General features: G+C 61.6%; 11 protein-coding genes and 2 rRNA genes (1 of these 13 only partly in view). 10 read left to right on the top strand and 3 right to left on the bottom strand.

Translation table 11 applies throughout. The features are described 5' to 3' along the window. The 8 genes from PSAKL28_RS23390 to yfiB all read left to right on the top strand — a co-directional run. A 23S ribosomal RNA gene (locus PSAKL28_RS23390) occupies window positions 1-2,027 on the top strand (it extends 863 nt beyond the left edge of the window). A gap of 138 nt (window positions 2,028-2,165) precedes the next feature. Further along, window positions 2,166-2,281 (top strand): 5S ribosomal RNA (rrf, locus tag PSAKL28_RS23385). A 143-nt stretch (window positions 2,282-2,424) separates the two neighbouring features. After that, window positions 2,425-5,904: an exodeoxyribonuclease V subunit gamma gene (gene recC / locus PSAKL28_RS23380; RefSeq protein ID WP_038614969.1), complete on the top strand. Its 3,480-nt coding sequence runs from the start codon at window positions 2,425-2,427 to the stop codon at window positions 5,902-5,904. Next, on the top strand, window positions 5,901-9,581 hold the full coding sequence (recB, locus tag PSAKL28_RS23375) for an exodeoxyribonuclease V subunit beta (protein WP_038614968.1): 3,681 nt from the start codon (window positions 5,901-5,903) through the stop codon (window positions 9,579-9,581). Before recC ends, recB begins: the two co-directional genes overlap by 4 nt. Further along, window positions 9,578-11,659 carry an exodeoxyribonuclease V subunit alpha gene (gene recD / locus PSAKL28_RS23370; protein ID WP_038614966.1) on the top strand — a complete coding sequence of 694 codons (2,082 nt, stop codon included), beginning with the start codon at window positions 9,578-9,580 and terminating at the stop codon, window positions 11,657-11,659. Before recB ends, recD begins: the two co-directional genes overlap by 4 nt. A gap of 113 nt (window positions 11,660-11,772) precedes the next feature. Next, on the top strand, window positions 11,773-12,348 hold the full coding sequence (gene yfiR / locus PSAKL28_RS23365) for a regulatory sequestration protein YfiR (RefSeq protein WP_038614963.1): 576 nt from the start codon (window positions 11,773-11,775) through the stop codon (window positions 12,346-12,348). Continuing rightward, entirely contained in the window at window positions 12,345-13,616 is a 1,272-nt protein-coding gene (gene dgcN, locus PSAKL28_RS23360) for a diguanylate cyclase DgcN/YfiN (protein ID WP_038614960.1), read from the top strand. The genes yfiR and dgcN overlap by 4 nt, the downstream gene beginning before the upstream one ends. Before the next feature lie 54 nt (window positions 13,617-13,670). Then, window positions 13,671-14,120, top strand: coding sequence for an outer membrane lipoprotein YfiB (gene yfiB, locus PSAKL28_RS23355; protein ID WP_051939657.1), 450 nt, complete (start codon window positions 13,671-13,673; stop codon window positions 14,118-14,120). Here yfiB and PSAKL28_RS23350 read toward each other — a convergent pair. Continuing rightward, on the bottom strand, window positions 14,117-15,064 hold the full coding sequence (locus PSAKL28_RS23350) for a LysR family transcriptional regulator (RefSeq protein ID WP_038614954.1): 948 nt from the start codon (window positions 15,062-15,064) through the stop codon (window positions 14,117-14,119). The genes yfiB and PSAKL28_RS23350 overlap by 4 nt on opposite strands. A gap of 137 nt (window positions 15,065-15,201) precedes the next feature. On the opposite strand from PSAKL28_RS23350, the gene PSAKL28_RS23345 reads away from it, so the two are divergent. Beyond that, window positions 15,202-16,728, top strand: a complete 1,527-nt coding sequence (locus PSAKL28_RS23345) for a CoA-acylating methylmalonate-semialdehyde dehydrogenase (RefSeq protein WP_038614951.1) — start codon at window positions 15,202-15,204, stop codon at window positions 16,726-16,728. Between the two features lie 10 nt (window positions 16,729-16,738). Then, window positions 16,739-17,626, top strand: a complete 888-nt coding sequence (gene mmsB / locus PSAKL28_RS23340; protein WP_038614948.1) for a 3-hydroxyisobutyrate dehydrogenase — start codon at window positions 16,739-16,741, stop codon at window positions 17,624-17,626. Window positions 17,627-17,807: 181 nt separating this feature from the next. Here mmsB and PSAKL28_RS23335 read toward each other — a convergent pair whose 3' ends face one another. Both PSAKL28_RS23335 and PSAKL28_RS23330 read right to left on the bottom strand, forming a co-directional pair. Next, window positions 17,808-18,152 carry a cupin domain-containing protein gene (locus PSAKL28_RS23335; RefSeq protein ID WP_038614945.1) on the bottom strand — a complete coding sequence of 115 codons (345 nt, stop codon included), beginning with the start codon at window positions 18,150-18,152 and terminating at the stop codon, window positions 17,808-17,810. A 47-nt stretch (window positions 18,153-18,199) separates the two neighbouring features. Then, a complete protein-coding gene (locus tag PSAKL28_RS23330) occupies window positions 18,200-19,126 on the bottom strand; it encodes a LysR family transcriptional regulator (RefSeq protein WP_051939551.1) in 927 nt (308 codons plus the stop codon). Window positions 19,127-19,203 lie beyond the last annotated feature (77 nt).

The raw sequence follows: 19,203 nt of genomic DNA, 5'->3' as shown, positions 1-19,203 counted from the left end.
GCTAGGGGGTCATCCCGACTTACCAAACCGATGCAAACTCCGAATACCTACAAGTGCCGAGCATGGGAGACACACGGCGGGTGCTAACGTCCGTCGTGAAAAGGGAAACAACCCAGACCGTCAGCTAAGGTCCCAAAGTCATGGTTAAGTGGGAAACGATGTGGGAAGGCTTAGACAGCTAGGAGGTTGGCTTAGAAGCAGCCACCCTTTAAAGAAAGCGTAATAGCTCACTAGTCGAGTCGGCCTGCGCGGAAGATGTAACGGGGCTCAAACCATGCACCGAAGCTACGGGTGTCACTTAGGTGACGCGGTAGAGGAGCGTTCTGTAAGCCTGTGAAGGTGAGTTGAGAAGCTTGCTGGAGGTATCAGAAGTGCGAATGCTGACATGAGTAACGACAATGGGAGTGAAAAACTCCCACGCCGAAAGACCAAGGTTTCCTGCGCAACGTTAATCGACGCAGGGTTAGTCGGTCCCTAAGGCGAGGCTGAAAAGCGTAGTCGATGGAAAACAGGTTAATATTCCTGTACTTCTAGTTATTGCGATGGAGGGACGGAGAAGGCTAGGCCAGCTTGGCGTTGGTTGTCCAAGTTTAAGGTGGTAGGCTGAGATCTTAGGTAAATCCGGGATCTTAAGGCCGAGAGCTGATGACGAGTTGCCTTTAGGCGACGAAGTGGTTGATGCCATGCTTCCAAGAAAAGCTTCTAAGCTTCAGATAACTAGGAACCGTACCCCAAACCGACACAGGTGGTTGGGTAGAGAATACCAAGGCGCTTGAGAGAACTCGGGTGAAGGAACTAGGCAAAATGGCACCGTAACTTCGGGAGAAGGTGCGCCGGTGAGGGTGAAGGACTTGCTCCGTAAGCTCATGCCGGTCGAAGATACCAGGCCGCTGCGACTGTTTATTAAAAACACAGCACTCTGCAAACACGAAAGTGGACGTATAGGGTGTGACGCCTGCCCGGTGCCGGAAGGTTAATTGATGGGGTTAGCTAACGCGAAGCTCTTGATCGAAGCCCCGGTAAACGGCGGCCGTAACTATAACGGTCCTAAGGTAGCGAAATTCCTTGTCGGGTAAGTTCCGACCTGCACGAATGGCGTAACGATGGCGGCGCTGTCTCCACCCGAGACTCAGTGAAATTGAAATCGCTGTGAAGATGCAGTGTATCCGCGGCTAGACGGAAAGACCCCGTGAACCTTTACTATAGCTTTGCACTGGACTTTGAATTTGCTTGTGTAGGATAGGTGGGAGGCTTTGAAGCGTGGACGCCAGTTCGCGTGGAGCCATCCTTGAAATACCACCCTGGCAACTTTGAGGTTCTAACTCAGGTCCGTTATCCGGATCGAGGACAGTGTATGGTGGGTAGTTTGACTGGGGCGGTCTCCTCCTAAAGAGTAACGGAGGAGTACGAAGGTGCGCTCAGACCGGTCGGAAATCGGTCGTAGAGTATAAAGGCAAAAGCGCGCTTGACTGCGAGACAGACACGTCGAGCAGGTACGAAAGTAGGTCTTAGTGATCCGGTGGTTCTGTATGGAAGGGCCATCGCTCAACGGATAAAAGGTACTCCGGGGATAACAGGCTGATACCGCCCAAGAGTTCATATCGACGGCGGTGTTTGGCACCTCGATGTCGGCTCATCACATCCTGGGGCTGAAGCCGGTCCCAAGGGTATGGCTGTTCGCCATTTAAAGTGGTACGCGAGCTGGGTTTAGAACGTCGTGAGACAGTTCGGTCCCTATCTGCCGTGGACGTTTGAGATTTGAGAGGGGCTGCTCCTAGTACGAGAGGACCGGAGTGGACGAACCTCTGGTGTTCCGGTTGTCACGCCAGTGGCATTGCCGGGTAGCTATGTTCGGGAGAGATAACCGCTGAAAGCATCTAAGCGGGAAACTTGCCTCAAGATGAGATCTCACTGGAGCCTTGAGCTCCCTGAAGGGCCGTCGAAGACTACGACGTTGATAGGTTGGGTGTGTAAGCGCTGTGAGGCGTTGAGCTAACCAATACTAATTGCCCGTGAGGCTTGACCATATAACACCCAAGCAATCTGCGTCGAAAGGCCAGATTGCGGTGTTGTGAAGACGAAACGAACCGAAAGTTTGCGACTCACAAGTATCACATACCCAATTCGCTGGAGTGTCTGAACAAGACCTTCTGGCAACAGAATTTCTTGACGACCATAGAGCATTGGAACCACCTGATCCCATCCCGAACTCAGCAGTGAAACGATGCATCGCCGATGGTAGTGTGGGGTTTCCCCATGTGAGAGTAGGTCATCGTCAAGATTAAATTCCGAAACCCCTATCTGCATATGCAGGTAGGGGTTTTGTCTTTTCCGGCCGGAAATCTTTGGTGCCTGTTCGGCCCTCATCAAGGGCCAAGCCCATGATATGGTTTCCCTCTGTCCGCACAGCCTCAAGGATGTCCAATGCCGCACGCAAACCCACTCCTTCCGGGATTCATGGTGGTCCACGGCAATCGCCTGGACGAACTGCGCAGCCTGGTGGTGAGCTGGATGCGCCTGCATCCCCTGGCACCTCTGGAAAATGAAATTGTCCTGGTGCAAAGCAACGGCATTGCCCAATGGCTCAAACTGGCTTTGGCCGAAGACCCCGAAGACGATGACCAGGGCGGTTGTGGCATTGCCGCCGCGATCGAAGTGCAACTACCCGGCAGCTTTATGTGGCAGTTGTACCGACGTGTGCTGGGACGCGATGAAATCCCGGAGGTGTCCCTGCTCGACAAGGCGCCGCTGACCTGGCGATTGATGCGTCTGCTCCCCGAAGTCATCGACAAACCCCACTTCGAACCCCTGCAGCGCTTTCTCACCGACGACACCGACCTGCGCAAGCGCTACCAACTGGCCGAGCGCCTGGCCGATCTGTTTGACCAATACCAGGTATACCGTGCCGACTGGCTCAAGGACTGGGCAGCCGGGCGACATGTGTTGAACACTGCCCGCGGTGACGCCAAGCCGTTGCCCCCGGCCAATTGCTGGCAAGCCGAGTTGTGGCGTGCGCTGTTGCTGGATGTCGGCGAGGAAGGCATGGCTCAGAGTCGCGCCGGGGTTCATCAGCGCTTTATCGAGCGGATCAACAGCCTTGAGCAGGCACCTGCCGGGCTCCCTTCCCGGGTTATCGTCTTCGGTATTTCCTCATTGCCTGCCCAGGCGCTGGAGGCCTTGGCCGGCCTGGCACGTTTCAGCCAGGTGCTGCTCTGTGTGCACAACCCCTGTCGGCACCACTGGGCGGATATCGTTGCCGACAAGGACCTGCTGCGCCACCAATACAAGCGCCAGCAACGCAAGCAGGGCATGCCCAGTCTGATCGACGCGCAATCCCTGCATCAGCACGCGCACCCGCTGCTGGCTGCCTGGGGCAAGCAGGGCCGTGACTACATTAATTTGCTCGACAGTTACGACGATCCCGGCAGTTACCGTGCCGCGTTCACAGATGGGCGCATTGACCTTTTCAGCGAAAGTCAGCCGCAAACCCTGCTCAATCAACTGCAGGACGACATTCTTGAATTGCGTCCGCTGGCTGAGACCCGCGAATTGTGGCCCGCAGTCGACCCAGGCAAGGACCGCTCGGTACGCTTTCATATCGCCCACAGTCCGCAGCGCGAAGTGGAGATACTTCACGACCAGTTGCTCGCCCGCTTCAGTGCCGATCCGCACCTGCGCCCGCGGGACGTGATTGTCATGCTCCCGGACATCAACACCTACGCCCCGCATATACGCGCAGTGTTTGGCCAGTTGGGCCGCGATGACCCACGCTTCATCCCCTTTACCCTGACCGACCAGGGTCAGCGTGGCCGCGATCCGCTGCTGATTGCCCTGGAGCACCTGCTGAAATTGCCGGACAGCCGCTTTGCGGTCAGCGAGATTCTCGACCTGCTCGATGTGCCGGCCTTGCGGGCCCGCTTCGCCATTAAGGAAAGCGACCTGCCGACCCTGCACCGCTGGATCGAGGGTGCCGGTATCCGCTGGGGCCTGAACGCCGAACAGCGTGCAAGCCTGGGCTTGCCGGCTGACCTGGAACAGAACAGCTGGCGATTCGGCCTGCGGCGCATGCTGCTTGGCTATGCCGTGGGTGTCGGCGAAGGTTGCGACGGAATCGAACCGTTCGACGAAATCGGTGGTTTGGACGCCGCACTGATCGGCCCGCTGGTGGCCTTGCTCGACGCTCTGGAAATCGCTTATCAACAGCTGTCCAGGGCTGCGACCGCCGCGCAATGGGGCGAACGCCTGCATGCGTTGCTGCAGGTGTTCTTCCTGGCCGAAACCGAGCACGACGATTACCTGCTGGTACAGCTGCAGACCCTGCGCGAGACCTGGTTGCAAACCTGTGAGTCGGTTGCGCTCGAAGACCTGCTGCCGCTGACCGTGGTCCGCGAGGCCTGGCTGGCCGGGCTCGACCAGGGACGTCTGTCGCAACGGTTCCTCGCGGGATCGGTGAATTTCTGCACCCTGATGCCCATGCGCGCGATCCCCTTCAAGGTGGTCTGCCTGCTGGGCATGAACGATGGCGATTACCCGCGTGCGCAGCCGCCGCTGGACTTCGACCTGATGGGCAGCGACTACCGCCCAGGTGACCGATCACGCCGCGAGGATGACCGTTACCTGTTGCTTGAAGCATTGCTGTCGGCGCGCGACCAGTTGTATGTCAGCTGGGTCGGCCGCAGCATTCGTGACAACAGCGAACGTCCGGCCTCGGTATTGATCGGGCAGTTGCGCGATCACCTCGCCGGCGGTTGGCGCCTGGCTGCTGCCAAGGAGCGCGATAAGCTTGATGCAGGCGAACAATTGCTGCATGCCCTGACCGTGGAGCACCCGTTGCAGCCCTTCAGTGCCCGCTACTTCCACAAGGGCAGCAACCTGTTCAGTTATGCCCGTGAATGGCGAACGCTGCATCTGCCGGCCGAGGAGCAAGCCAAGGCCGAGGATGACCTGCCGCCTTACAGCAGCGATGAAGCCTTGAGCCTGACCTTGTTGCAGGATTTCCTCCGCCATCCGGTGCGGCACTTCTTCAGTCAGCGTCTGAAGGTGTTCTTCGAGGCGGTGCAAGCGCCGCTGGCCGATGAAGAACCCTTCGTGCTCGACGCCTTGCAGCGCTACAGCCTCAGTGAAAGCCTGTTGGCTGCGGCGCTGGCAACCCCCGATGACGCCAACCAGGCACTTGGCGCTCAGGCGCGGCGTCTGCAGGGCAGCGGCATGCTGCCATTGGCGGGGTTCGGCCAATGTTTGCAAGATGAGTTGATCGAGCCGTTGCCGGATCTCTTGCAGCGTCATCAACAGTTGCTGCGCCAATGGCCCACTGCCCTGGACAGCGCGTTACCGATCCGCTTCGAATACCGCCAGCTCAAGCTTGAAGGCTGGCTTGGCCGGGTCTACCAGCGCGACGATCAGTCCCTGCTGAGTATCACCACCTTGCCCAATGGCATCAGCAGTGGCCGCTCGCTGAAATGGCAGCGGCTGACCTCGACCTGGGTCATGCACCTGGCCGCCTGTGCCGTCGGCCTGCCGCTGCACAGTGCTGTGGTGGCCACGGATATCACGCTGTTGCTGGCTCCGATCGAGCAAGCGCGTGCCGCCGACATGCTTGGTGACCTGCTCCTGGCCCGTCAGGCAGGCATGAGTTCACCACTGCCCGTGGCGACCAAGACTGCCTTCGCCTGGCTGGCCCAGAGCGACCCCGATAAAGCCTTGGCTGCCGCGGCCAGAGCCTATGAAGGCGATGGTCAGAACAGTTTTGGCGAGCGTAGCGAAAGCACTGCGCTGGCACGGCAGTTCAGCGATTTCGCCGCGTTGACGGCCAGTGAAGAGTTCGAGGGCTGGTGTGAAGCCTTGTACCGCCCGATGTTCGATGCGCCCTGGCAGACCTTGGGCAATGAGGAGGACGCCCAATGAGTCGCAACGCACCCCTGGCACTGACCTTTCCCCTGCACGGCAGTCAATTGATTGAAGCCAGCGCCGGTACCGGCAAAACCTTCACCATCTCCGCCCTGTACCTGCGCTTGGTGCTTGGTCATGGCGGTGAGCAGGGTTTCGGCCGCGAATTGCTGCCACCCCAGGTGCTGGTGGTGACCTTCACCGATGCCGCCACCAAGGAGCTGCGCGAACGCATCCGTACGCGTCTGGCTGAAGCAGCGCGCTTCTTCCGTGGCGAACTGGATGACGCTGACCCGTTACTGCATCAACTGCGCGCCGACTACCAACAAGACCTGTGGCCAGCGTGCGCCAATCGCCTGGACGTAGCGGCGCAGTGGATGGACGAGGCGGCTGTCTCGACCATTCACAGCTGGTGTCAGCGCATGTTGCGCGAACATGCGTTCGACAGTGGCAGCCTGTTTACCCAGACCCTGGAAACCGACCATAGCGAACTGCTTGGCCAGGTCATGCGCGACTACTGGCGGCGCTTTTGCTACAGCATGCACGGCGATGCGCTGGCCTGGGTGCGTAGTCATTGGGTCAGCCCTGATGCCCTGTTGCCGCGGGTACGCGCCCTGTTTGGACGGCAGCATATCGAGAACGGCGCCGAGGAGCCGCAGGCGCTGATCGATGCAGTGTTGCATCAGCGCGCCGAGCAGTTGCGCACGATCAAGGCGCCCTGGGTCCAGTGGTCCGGTGAACTGCTGCAGATCTGCCGTGACGGCCTGGCTGCCAAGCAGGTGGACGGCCGCAAGATGCAGGCCCGTTACTTCGAACCCTGGTGCGAGAAGCTGGCCGCCTGGGCAGCAGATGAGCTGGCGCTGGAGCTTGATCTGGGTACCGGCTTCACCCGCCTGACCCGTGCCGGTATGGCTGAAGCCTGGAAAGGTGAACCCCCGAGCCACCCGGCGCTGCAGGTGATGGAAGGTCTTCAGGATCAACTGAAAGCCTTGCCGACGCCCGATGCCTGCCTGTTGGAACACGCCGCCGCCTGGGTGGGCGCACGTTTTGAACAGGAAAAGCGCCGTCGTGCGGAAATGGGCTTTGACGACATGCTCCTGCGCCTCGATCACGCCTTGCACGGCGATGCCGGCGAGCGTCTGGCAGGTTTGATCCGTGAGCAGTTCCCGGTCGCCCTGATCGATGAATTCCAGGACACCGACCCGGTCCAGTACCGGATCTTTCAGCGTATCTACCGCATTGAAGAGAATGTTCAGGACACCGGCCTGTTCATGATCGGTGATCCCAAACAGGCGATCTATGCGTTCCGCGGCGCCGATATCTTTACTTACCTGGGCGCCCGTCGCGCCACCGCCGGACGCCTGCACAGCCTGGACACCAACTACCGTTCCAGCCAGGCCATGGTCAGCGCAGTCAATCATGTGTTCATGCAGGCCGAACTGCGTGAGCAGGGGCGTGGCGCTTTCCTGTTCCGCGAGGATGATGACAACCCGGTGCCCTTTGTCGAGGTCCAGGCCAAAGGTCGCAGCGAGCAGTTTCAGGTCGACGGAAAGGCGCTCGCCGCCCTGAATCTGTGGCACTTGCACAGCGACGAACCGGTCTCTACGGCGGTTTACCGTCAGCAGCTGGCTGCCAGTTGTGCCAGTCAGATTGTCGCGCTGCTCAATGGCGGGCAACAGGGCCGCAGCGGTTTTCTTCAGGCGGACCAGTCGCTGCGTGGCTGTTTGCCTTCGGACATCGCCATCCTGGTGCGCGATGGCCGTGAGGCGCAGTTGATTCGCGCCGAACTGGCGGCCCGCGATGTTCGCAGTGTGTATCTGTCAGACAAGGACTCGGTGTTCGCCGCCCAGGAAGCCCAGGACCTGCTGGCCTGGCTCAAGGCCTGTGCCGAGCCGGATGTCGAGCGCCTGTTGAAGGCGGCACTGGCGAGTATCACCCTGAACCTGCCGCTGTCGGCGCTGGAACAGTTGAACCAGAACGAACGGGTGTGGGAGCGCTGGGTCATGCAGTTCCGCCAGTACCGGCTGACCTGGCGTAGCCAGGGTGTGCTGCCGATGCTGCGGCGCTTGCTCCATGACTTCGACCTGCCGCAGGTGTTGATGACCCGCAGTGACGGTGAGCGGGTGCTGACCAACCTGTTGCACCTGGCCGAATTGCTGCAGCAGGCAGCCACCGAACTCGATGGCGAGCAAGCGCTGATCCGCCACCTGGGCGAGCACCTGGCCAGCGCTGGTCAGGCTGGCGAAGAGCAGATCCTGCGCCTGGAAAGTGATGAGCAACTGGTCAAGGTGGTGACCATCCACAAGTCCAAGGGCCTGGAATATCCGCTGGTGTTCCTGCCGTTCATCTGCACCAGCAAACCGGTGGATGGCCAGCGCTTGCCGCTGGGCTGGCACGACAGTGAAGGCCAGGCGCACCTGACCCTGACCCCGGATGCCGAGCAGATCGCGATGGCCGACGATGAGCGTCTGGCCGAAGACCTGCGTCTGCTCTACGTCGCCCTGACCCGCGCTCAGCACGCTTGCTGGCTGGGGGTTGCCGACCTCAAGCGAGGCACCGGCAAGACCTCGCTGCTGCACCGTTCGGCGCTGGGCTATCTACTCGGCGGCGGCGCGCCCTTGGCGGCTTCCAGTCAGTTGAGTGAGTGGCTACAGGCCCTGCAAGCGAGTTGCCCGGCGATTGCCAGCAACGCCATGCCTGAGGCCAACGAACAAGGCTATAGCGCACCCGCCAATCAGGCTGAACTGCTGCCTGCGCGCCAGCCCAAACGCCGTGCAGCAGAGAACTGGTGGATCGCCTCCTACAGTGCACTGCGTATTGGTGAAGAATCGCTGACCCTGGATACCGACAGCTCGCAAGCCCAGCAACTGCTCGATGACGAGCGTCCCGATCCGCAACAGCTGCGCGAAGTGATGCCCGGCAGCGGCGATATCCATCGCTTTCCACGTGGCCCGAACCCTGGGACCTTCCTTCACGGTCTGCTCGAATGGGCGGGGCTTGAAGGTTTTGCCCAGGTAACGGCGAACGACGAAGCGCTCAAACGCACGGTCGGCCAGCGCTGCAACCGCCGCGACTGGACAGGCTGGATCAACACCCTTGGCCACTGGCTGCAGCAATTGCTGGTGCAACCCATGGCCCTGGCGCCGGCCAGTCCGCCCCTGGCCTTGAATCAGCTGAGTCAATATCAGATCGAAATGGAATTCTGGTTTGCCAGCCACAAGGTCGATGTCGGCCAGCTTGATCGCCTGGTCGGTGAATACACCCATCAAGGCGCTGCACGGGTTGCTGCCCAACCGGCTCAGCTCAACGGCATGTTCAAGGGCTTTATCGACCTTGCCTTTGAACATGACGGGCGCTACTACGTGGCCGACTACAAATCCAACTGGCTCGGCCCTGACGATCTGGCTTACAGCGAGCTGGCCATGGAGTCGGCAATCCTCAGTCACCGCTACGACCTGCAGTATGTGCTCTACCTGCTGGCCATGCATCGCCAGCTCCGCGCACGGCTGCCGGATTACGACTACGACCGGCATATGGGCGGCGCGGTGTTCATCTTTTTACGTGGTGTGCATTCGGCTTCTGGCGGCGTGTATTTCGTCAAACCGCCACGGGAATTGATCGAGCGCCTCGATGCGCTGTTCCGTGGCGTCAGAGCACCGCAGCAACACGACCTGTTCCTGGGAGATACACCATGAGCCGTACCCTCGACGACCTGCTGCCGACGCCACTGGATGCCGAGCATCTTGCCGCACTCGAGCCATTGAGTGACAGTGCCGACCTGCTGGCATTGCTCGATCGTTGGGTCGAACGTGGCTGGCTGCGCGCACTGGACCGGGCCTTCGTCGGCTTTCTTGAAGAACGCGATCCGGGAGGCGACCCGCTGGTGTTGCTGGCAGCGGCCCTGGCCAGTCACCAGCTGGGTCATGGTCATGTCTGTCTGGACCTGGCTGAGACCCTGGCCGAACCTGACTTTGCCCTGTCGTTGCCCCCGGAAGGCGATGCCCTGGCAGGTCCCTTGCTGCTGCCGTCGCAGTTGCTTGAGCAACTGGCGCTGAGCACCTGGTTGCAGCGCTTGGCCAGCAGTCGTCTGGTCGCCAATGGTGCTTGCGTCGAAGAGGCTTCGCGGCCTTTGGTGCTCAGTGCTCAACGTTTGTATCTGCGCCGCTACTGGGCCTATGAACGGCAAATCGACAGCGCCTTGCGTCAACGTCTGGAGCAGGTCGAGCCGACCCCGGCCGATTTGGCGGCGCGCTTGGCGCAACTGTTCGACGGTGGCAGCCAGGCGGGACAGGTGGACTGGCAAAAGCTGGCCTGCGCCCTGGCCACCCGAGGTGCTTTCAGCATCATTACCGGCGGCCCGGGTACCGGCAAGACCACCACGGTGGTGCGCTTGCTGGCCTTGCTCCAGGCACCAGCCGTGGAGGCCGGACGTCCCCTGCGCATTCGCCTGGCAGCACCCACCGGCAAGGCCGCGGCGCGGCTGACCGAGTCCATCGGTCAGCAGGTTGAGCGCCTGGCCGTCGAAGCCCAGGTACGGGAAAACATCCCCACCGATGTCTCGACGGTGCACCGCTTGCTCGGTAGCCGTCCGGGCTCGCGGCATTTTCGTCACCATGCGGGTAACCCCTTGCCCCTGGATGTGCTGGTGGTCGACGAAGCCTCGATGATTGACCTGGAAATGATGGCCAACTTGCTGGCCGCGCTGCCGCCTCACGCCCGTCTGGTGTTGCTGGGTGACAAGGACCAGTTGGCCTCGGTGGAAGCCGGCGCCGTGCTTGGTGACCTGTGCCGGGATGCCGAAGCTGGCCGCTATAGCGCCCAGACCCAGGCCTGGCTGGAGCAGGTCAGCGGTGAAACCCTGGCGGGTAGCGAACTGCTGGCGGGTACTGCCGAGCAGTATCCGTTGGCGCAGCAAGTGGTGATGTTGCGCTTTTCCCGGCGCTTCGGTGAGAGCAGTGGTATCGGCCGGCTGGCGCGCCTGGTCAACCTGCAGGACGCCGAACAGGCACGGGCCCTGTTGCAGCAGACACAGGATGACGTGTTCGGCCTGACCCTGCGTGGCGAGCAGGATCGCGCCCTCGACCGTCTGCTGCTCGATGGCCTTGGTCGCGGCAACGAGGGGCCGCAGGGCTACCGCAGCTATCTGCAGATCATTGGCCGGCAACGTCCGGCGCAGACCACGCCGGTTGATGACCCGCGCTGGGAAGCCTGGGCCATGGCCGTGTTACAGGGTTTCGAAACCTTCCAGCTGCTGTGTGCCGTACGTAAAGGCCCATGGGGCGTCGAGGGGCTGAACCAGCGGGTCGGCAGGGTGTTGGGCGCTGCCGGCCTGATCGATGTCGAGCAACCCTGGTATGAGGGCCGGCCAGTCCTGATGACCCGCAACGACTATGGCCTGGGCCTGATGAACGGTGACATCGGCATTGCCTTGCGCCTGCCCGATGAGCAGCAACCCGGCCAGCAGGTGTTGCGGGTGGCCTTCGCCCGTAACGATGGTCGTGGCGGTGTGCGCTTTGTATTGCCCAGCCGCCTCAACGAGGTGGAAACCGTGTTCGCCATGACCGTGCACAAGTCCCAAGGTTCGGAGTTCACCCATACTGCCCTGGTGCTGCCTGATGCACTGAACCCGGTGTTGACCAAAGAGTTGATCTACACCGGCATCACCCGGGCGAAAAGCTGTTTCACTTTGATCGAACCGCGCCAAGGGGTGTTCGAGGACGCGGTGCGGCGCAAGGTCAAACGCATTTCCGGATTGATGCTGGAGCAGGTATGAACACGGCGATTCGGCCTTTTACCGGTTGGGCAGAGGCCTGCTCTCTCGCTGGAAAATCGGCCACTGTGCTATCGTTGCGGCATTATCCCGCTTGTTTGTAAGAGATTTCCTTGATGAAAGTGGCCGCCCCGACTTCGGGACGTGTGACGAGTCGGGGGCGCTCGCTGATGGCTGCGTTGCCGCTGCTGTTCGGCGCGCTGGCCTCTGCCGAGACCAAACCGACCTCGACCCTGGCCGAGCAGCGCGCCACTGCTGTGACTCAGGTGGTCCTGGGCATTCTCAGCTACGCCCGCTGGCCGGTGGAACCGGATCAGTTGCGCTTGTGCCTGGTCGGTCCCACCGAATACGCCGATGATCTAGTCAAGGGCACCACGCAAGCCACTGGCCGGCCGATAGTGGTGCGGCGCTTGCTGGCCGGTGACCCGCGCATCGCCAATGAGTGTGATGCAATCTATCTTGGCCAGCTGAGCCCGGACGAACGCACTCAGTTATTCAGCGCTATCAGTGGTCATCCGGTCTTGAGCATCAGTGAAGCCGACGACCCTTGCACGGTAGGCAGTGTGTTTTGCTTGCGGGTCAGTGACCGCCAGGTGGCGTTCGAGGTCAACCTTGATTCGGTAGCACGCAGCGGCGTGCGCATCCATCCCTCGGTGCTGCAGTTGTCGCGGCGACGGGCGACACAGCCATGATCGGCTTTGGCTGGGGGCGTCAGCGTCCGACCCTGCGCGCAGTGCTGGGGCGTCGCCACTTGAGCGTGGCCTTGCTGGCTGTGGGCCTGGCCGGTGTTGCCCTGACGGTGCTTGGCGTGCTGGCGCTGCGCGTGTATGCCAATCACAACCTGCACCTGATCGCCCGCTCGATCAATTACACCGTTGAAGCCGCCGTGGTCTTCAACGACAGCAGCGCGGCCAATGAGGCCCTGGCACTGATCGCCTCCACTGAAGAGGTGGCTGATGCCAAAGTGTTCGACGATAGCAACCAGTTGCTCGCCCGTTGGCAGCGCAGTGATGACAGCTTGCTGGCACGGGTGGAGCAACAAGTGGCCCGTAGTCTGCTGGAAGAGCCCATCATTCTCCCGGTCCTGCATCAGGGCCAGCAGGTTGGTCGTATTGAGCTGGTGGGCCAGGGTGGCAGCCTGGTGCGCTTCCTGCTCAGCGGCCTGGCCGGCATCCTCCTCTGTACCGTACTCAGCGCCCTTGGGGCGTTGTACCTGTCGCGGCGTATGTTCGGCGATATCGTTGGCCCCTTGCGCAGCCTGGCCACGGTGGCTCACGCCGCGCGGCGTGAACGCAGCTTCGACCGTCGTGTGCCTGAGGCGCAGATTGCCGAGCTCAATGAGCTGGGCAATGACTTCAATGCCTTGCTCGACGAACTGGAAAGCTGGCAGAGCCATCTGCAGAGCGAGAACGAAAGCCTCGCCCACCAGGCCAGCCATGACAGCTTGACCGGCTTGCCCAATCGGGCCTTTTTCGAAGGCCGGCTCAGCCGCACGCTGCGTAATGCCAGCAAGTACCGGGAGCACATGGCGCTACTGTTTCTCGACAGTGACAACTTCAAGGACATCAACGACAGCCATGGCCATGCGGCCGGCGACGAAGTACTGGTCAGCGTCGCCACCCGGGTACGCGCGCAGCTACGCGAGAATGATCTGGTAGCGCGCCTGGGCGGTGACGAATTTGCCGTGCTGCTGACACCTCTTCACAGCCGCGAGGATGCCCAGCGCATTGCCGAGAAAATCATTGCCAGCATGCGTCTGCCTGTTCGTCTGGGAGAAGGGCAGAGCATCGTCACATCCCTGAGTGTCGGCATTGCTTTCTTCCCGGATGACGGTCAGACGCCGTCGGATTTGTTGAATGCCGCCGACGCGGCGATGTATCAGGCCAAGCGCAACACCCGTGGCCAGTGGCAAGCGGCAGAGACGGAGAGCTCTGCCAATCATGTAAAAAACAGGAGCTGAACCGTGACACACCTGAGTCGATACCTGCGTTTTCACTTTGCCTGGCTGGCGCTGATGCTGCTGGTCCTGAGCGGTTGCCAGAGCGTGCCGCCCAAAGGCCTGACGGCTGAACAGATTGCCCTGCTCAAGCAGGAAGGTTTCCGCTTGACCGACGAAGGCTGGGAGTTCGGCCTGTCGAGCAAGGTGTTGTTCGGTAGCGACCTGGACGCCCTCAACCCAGAGAGCCGGAGCATTGTCGAGCGCATCGGCAAGTCGCTGTTGTCGGTGGACATCCAGCGGGTGCGGGTAGATGGGCATACCGATGCCTCCGGCAGGGATGCCTATAACGAGCAGCTGTCGCTGCGCCGGGCCAAGAGCGTGGCCAACGCCCTCACCGCCGTCGGCATGCGCCCGGAGAACGTCGAAACCCGTGGGCTGGGCAGCCGCGAACCGGTGGCCAGCAATGACACCCGCGCCGGGCGCATGGAAAACCGCCGGGTGGCTATCGTGGTCGCTTCCGACTAATCGGCGAAGTCCATCGTGCGCGACTCGCCCATCAGCAATGGCGTGTTGCGCTCGGTCACCTCGCGGATGTAATCCCACAACAGGGTTATCCGCTTCAGCTTGCGCAGATCCTCCCGGCAGTACATCCAGAACTGCCGGGTAATCTCCACCTCTTCAGGCAGAATCGCCACCAGACGCGGATCCTGTGCGGCCAGAAAACACGGCAGAATTGCCAGCCCGCGACCCTGCTGCGCCGCCACGTACTGGGCGATCACGCTGGTGCTGCGCAGGTTGGCGCTGGCGGCCGGTATCAGATTGGCCAGGTACAGCAACTCTGAACTGAAGGCCAGGTCGTCGACGTAACTGATGAACTGGTGATGCGCCAGGTCGCTGCTGCGGGTGATCGGTTCGTGGCTGTCCAGATACTCCTGGGTGGCGTACAGGCGCAGGCGGTAGTCGCACAGTTTGCAGCAGACATACGGCCCGTGTTCCGGGCGCTCAAGGGCGATGACGATGTCCGCTTCGCGCTTGGACAGGCTGATGAAGTGCGGCAGCGGCAGGATGTCCACGGAGATGGCCGGATAGGCATCGACGAAGCGGCTCAGTTGCGGGGTGATGAAGAAGCTGCCAAAGCCCTCGGTGCAGCCCATGCGCACATGCCCGGAAAGCGCCACGCCGGAGCCTGAAACCTGCTCGCAGGCCATGTGCAGGGTGCTTTCGATCGACTCGGCATAACTGAGCAGGCGCTGGCCTTCGGCGGTCAGGATAAAGCCGTTGGTCCGCGACTTTTCGAACAGCAAGGTACCCAGCGCCAGCTCCAGCGAGCTGATCCGCCGTGACACCGTGGTGTAGTCCACCCCCAGGCGTTTGGCCGCGCTGCTGGCCTTGCGGGTGCGGGCCACTTCAAGAAAAAACTTCAGGTCATCCCAGTTCAGGGCGCCCAGCGAGGTGATGTTTTTTTGCATGTTGGTCCGGCTTTTATGTGCGTTTTTATTGGATCTTTGCACATCTATACTCCAAAACAAGCCCTAGACCCAAGCGTCCGTCGAGGCTACCCCGGCGACGTCGATCTCTCCCTAACAACAATTTCAGGAGAACGCACATGAACGCATCCCTTACTCCCGGCCAGACCAAGGTCGACCAGGTCAAGCTGCTGATCGACGGCCAGTGGGTCGAATCGAAAACCAGCGAATGGCGTGACGTGGTCAACCCGGCCACCCAAGAAGTACTCGCCCGCGTGCCGTTCGCCACTGCCGAAGAAGTCGACGCCGCCATCGCCGCCGGCCAACGTGCCTTCCAGACCTGGCGTGACACCCCGCTCGGCGCGCGCATGCGCATCATGCTCAAGCTGCAAGCCTTGATTCGTGAACACTCCAAGCGCATCGCCGTGGTCCTCAGCGCCGAGCAGGGCAAGACCATTGCCGACGCCGAAGGCGATATCTTCCGCGGCCTGGAAGTGGTCGAGCACGCGTGCAGCATCGGTAGCCTGAAGATGGGCGAGTTCGCCGAGAACGTCGCCAGTGGTGTCGATACCTACACCCTGCGCCAACCGATCGGGGTCTGCGCCGGTATCACCCCGTTCAACTTCCCGGCGATGATCCCGCTGTGGATGTTCCCGATGGCCATCGTCTGCGGCAACACCTTCGTGCTCAAGCCGTCCGAGCAGGATCCGCTGTCGACCATGATGCTGGTGGAGCTGGCGCTGGAAGCCGGTGTACCGGCCGGTGTGCTGAACGTCGTACACGGTGGCAAGCAGGTGGTCGATGCCTTGTGCACACACCCGGACATCAAGGCGATCTCCTTTGTCGGCTCCACCGAAGTCGGTACCCACGTCTACAACCTCGCCGGCCAGCATGGCAAGCGTGTGCAGTCGATGATGGGCGCGAAGAACCACGCGGTGGTGCTGCCTGATGCCAACCGTACCCAGACCCTCAATGCCCTGGTCGGTGCCGGCTTCGGCGCAGCCGGTCAGCGTTGCATGGCCACCTCGGTGGCGGTACTGGTAGGCAAGGCACGCGAATGGCTGCCGGAACTCAAAGAGCTGGCGGCCAACCTCAAGGTCAATGCCGGTAATGAGCCGGGCACCGATGTCGGCCCGCTGATTTCCAAGCGCGCCAAGGAACGTGTGCTGGGCCTGATCGAAAGCGGGATCAAGGAAGGCGCCAAGCTTGAACTCGATGGTCGTGATGTAAGCGTGCCAGGCTACGAGCAAGGCAACTTCGTCGGCCCGACCCTGTTCTCCGGGGTGACCACCGACATGCAGATCTACACCCAGGAAATCTTCGGCCCGGTGCTGGTGGTGCTGGAAGTCGATACCCTCGACGAAGCCATCGCCCTGGTCAACCGCAATCCCTTCGGGAACGGCACCGGTCTGTTTACCCAGAGTGGCGCTGCGGCGCGCAAGTTCCAGAACGAAATCGACGTCGGTCAGGTCGGCATCAACATTCCGATTCCGGTACCGGTTCCGTTCTTCAGCTTCACCGGTTCGCGTGGCTCCAAGCTCGGTGACCTGGGCCCGTACGGCAAGCAAGTGGTGCAGTTCTACACTCAGACCAAGACTGTCACCAGCCGCTGGTTCGATGACGACAGCGTCAACGACGGTGTGAACACCACCATCAGCCTGCGCTAAGGAGTTGATCATGCGTATTGCATTTATCGGTCTGGGCAACATGGGCGCGCCGATGGCGCGCAACCTGATCAAGGCCGGGCATCAACTGCAACTGTTCGACCTGAACAAGAGCGTACTGGCCGAGCTTGCCGAGCTCGGCGGGACGATCAGCAGCTCGCCACGCGATGCCGCGCAGCAGAGCGACATGGTCATCACCATGCTGCCAGCCGCCGCGCATGTGCGGGGTGTGTACCTGAACGAAGACGGTGTGCTGGCCGGTGTTCGTGCCGGCACGCCAGTGGTCGACTGCAGCACGATTGATCCACAGACCGCCCGTGATGTCTCGGCGGCCGCGGCGAAGCAGGGCGTGGACCTGGCCGATGCGCCGGTGTCCGGCGGCACCGGTGGTGCGGCGGCGGGCACCCTGACGTTCATGGTCGGCGCCAGCGATGAACTGTTCGCCACGCTGCAGCCGGTGCTGGCGCAGATGGGCCGCAACATTGTGCATTGCGGTGCAGTGGGGACCGGGCAGATCGCCAAGATCTGCAACAACCTGCTGCTGGGCATCTCGATGATCGGTGTGTCGGAAGCCATGGCCCTGGGCAATGCCTTGGGCATCGACACCAAAGTGCTGGCGGGCATCATCAACAGCTCCACCGGGCGTTGCTGGAGTTCGGACACCTATAACCCGTGGCCGGGCATCATCGAAACGGCTCCGGCCTCGCGTGGCTACACCGGCGGTTTCGGTGCCGAGCTGATGCTCAAGGATCTGGGCCTGGCCACCGAGGCGGCGCGTCAGGCGCATCAGCCGGTGATCCTCGGTGCCGTGGCGCAGCAGCTGTACCAGGCCATGAGCCTGCGCGGTGACGGCGGCAAGGATTTCTCGGCGATTGTCGAAGGCTATCGCAAGCCCGAGTAACGAGGCGGACTTTATCGCGGGGCCCGCTCCCCACCCACCTGTAACTGCGCACCGGGTGGGTGAGGAGAGGGACTCGCGATGTTTTTCAGGCTGACCCGGTGGGAGCGGGCTTGTCCCGCGATACGATGTGACTGAGGTGCTGCAATCGCGGGGCAAGCCCGCTCCCACCGGTGGTCGCCCGTCAGGCAAAAACGAAGTATTTGCGCACGGTCTCCACCACCTCCCAGGTGCCTTTCATCCCCGGTTCGATGACGAACACGTCGCCCGCTTTCAGATGCACCGGCTGCTCACCTTCAGGGGTGATCACGCAGTAGCCGTCGAGGAAATGGCAGTACTCCCACTTCTCGTAATTCACTTCGAACTTGCCCGGGGTGCAGATCCAGGTACCCATGATCTTGCTGCCATCCTCGGACAGGTAGGCATTGAGGTTCACCGTGTGCGGGTCGCCGCCGATGCGCTTCCACTTGGTCGCATTCAGCACAGGGGTAGGGCAGGTGTCGCGTAGAACGGTGATGAAATCGGACATGTCAGCTCCAGATGATCTGATGAGAGGTCCGTCACCATAGGTCCGATCTAACCGAGGGAGTTGTCTGGGGTCGACGTCGAGCGCTCGATCTGCGCCTCACGCAGATAGCGCACCAAGGCCTGGCCATGCCCCGGCAAGCGCGTGAAGTCGCGGGAGCAGAGCAGCAACTGGCGCTGCGCCCATGCTTCCTCCAGCTTCATGCTGTGCAATGCCAGCACACCCTGCCAGCGTCGGACGGCCGCCAGTGGCACCACGCCCAGCCCGGCACCGTGAGCCACCATACGAATCACCCCGTCGAAACTCTCCGCCCGTACCCTGACCTGCATCCGCCGCCCCAGGTGCAGGGCTTGTTCTTCCAGGTGCAGGGCCAGGGCGCTGTCGCTCGACAAGCCGACAAAGCCATGCGCCAGGGTGTCGGCAAAGCGCAGCCCGGATTGTGCTGCCAAGGGATGCCCCGGCGCCATGATCAGCACCAGCGGATCGTCTCGAAAGGGCAGGGTTTGCAGATGCTCGCTGGCGGCGGCGGTGGAAATGATGCCGATATCCGCCGCACCTTGGGTAATGGTCTGGACGATACGCAGGCTCGGCAGCTCCTGGATGTCGAGGGCGATGGCCGGGTAGTCGGCGAGAAAGCCGGCGAGCAATTCCGGCAGGTATTCGCTCAGGGCCGCGGTGTTGCACAACAGCCGTACCTGGCCTTGCAGGCCTTGAGCGTACTGGCCCAGGTCGAACTGCAGGCGCTCGACCTGCTGGCCGATCAAGCGCGCATGTTGCAGCAGGGCTTTGCCTGCGGGCGTCGCTTGCACGCCACGGCGATTACGCTCCAGCAAGGGCGTACCGAGGGAGGCTTCCATGGCGCGGATCCGCGCACTGGCGGCCGGTAGCGACAGATGGCTGCGTTGTGCGCCCGCCGTGATGTTGCCGCACTCCAGGGTGTGCTGGAACAGTCGCAGGTCGATCAGATCAAAATGCATGAGCCTCTGCCTGGGCAATAGTCTGGCTCAGTATATGGCAGATTTTCAGGCGCCCGTATCGCAGGCAACATCGGCGC

The organism is Pseudomonas alkylphenolica, from assembly GCF_000746525.1.
GTDB lineage: Bacteria > Pseudomonadota > Gammaproteobacteria > Pseudomonadales > Pseudomonadaceae > Aquipseudomonas > Aquipseudomonas alkylphenolica.
Note: the sequence above shows the minus strand (reverse complement) of the source record. Positions and strands in the feature narration are given on the sequence as shown.

Excerpts from the sequence above, each read along its gene's own strand:
- yfiR (WP_038614963.1), top strand. The coding sequence starts at position 11,773 with ATGAAAGTGGCCGCCCCGACTTCGGGACGTGTGACGAGTCGGGGGCGC.
- recC (WP_038614969.1), top strand. The coding sequence starts at position 2,425 with ATGCCGCACGCAAACCCACTCCTTCCGGGATTCATGGTGGTCCACGGC.
- PSAKL28_RS23330 (WP_051939551.1), bottom strand. The coding sequence starts at position 19,126 with ATGCATTTTGATCTGATCGACCTGCGACTGTTCCAGCACACCCTGGAG.
- dgcN (WP_038614960.1), top strand. The coding sequence starts at position 12,345 with ATGATCGGCTTTGGCTGGGGGCGTCAGCGTCCGACCCTGCGCGCAGTG.
- yfiB (WP_051939657.1), top strand. The coding sequence starts at position 13,671 with ATGCTGCTGGTCCTGAGCGGTTGCCAGAGCGTGCCGCCCAAAGGCCTG.
- recB (WP_038614968.1), top strand. The coding sequence starts at position 5,901 with ATGAGTCGCAACGCACCCCTGGCACTGACCTTTCCCCTGCACGGCAGT.
- PSAKL28_RS23345 (WP_038614951.1), top strand. The coding sequence starts at position 15,202 with ATGAACGCATCCCTTACTCCCGGCCAGACCAAGGTCGACCAGGTCAAG.
- recD (WP_038614966.1), top strand. The coding sequence starts at position 9,578 with ATGAGCCGTACCCTCGACGACCTGCTGCCGACGCCACTGGATGCCGAG.
- mmsB (WP_038614948.1), top strand. The coding sequence starts at position 16,739 with ATGCGTATTGCATTTATCGGTCTGGGCAACATGGGCGCGCCGATGGCG.
- PSAKL28_RS23350 (WP_038614954.1), bottom strand. The coding sequence starts at position 15,064 with ATGCAAAAAAACATCACCTCGCTGGGCGCCCTGAACTGGGATGACCTG.
- PSAKL28_RS23335 (WP_038614945.1), bottom strand. The coding sequence starts at position 18,152 with ATGTCCGATTTCATCACCGTTCTACGCGACACCTGCCCTACCCCTGTG.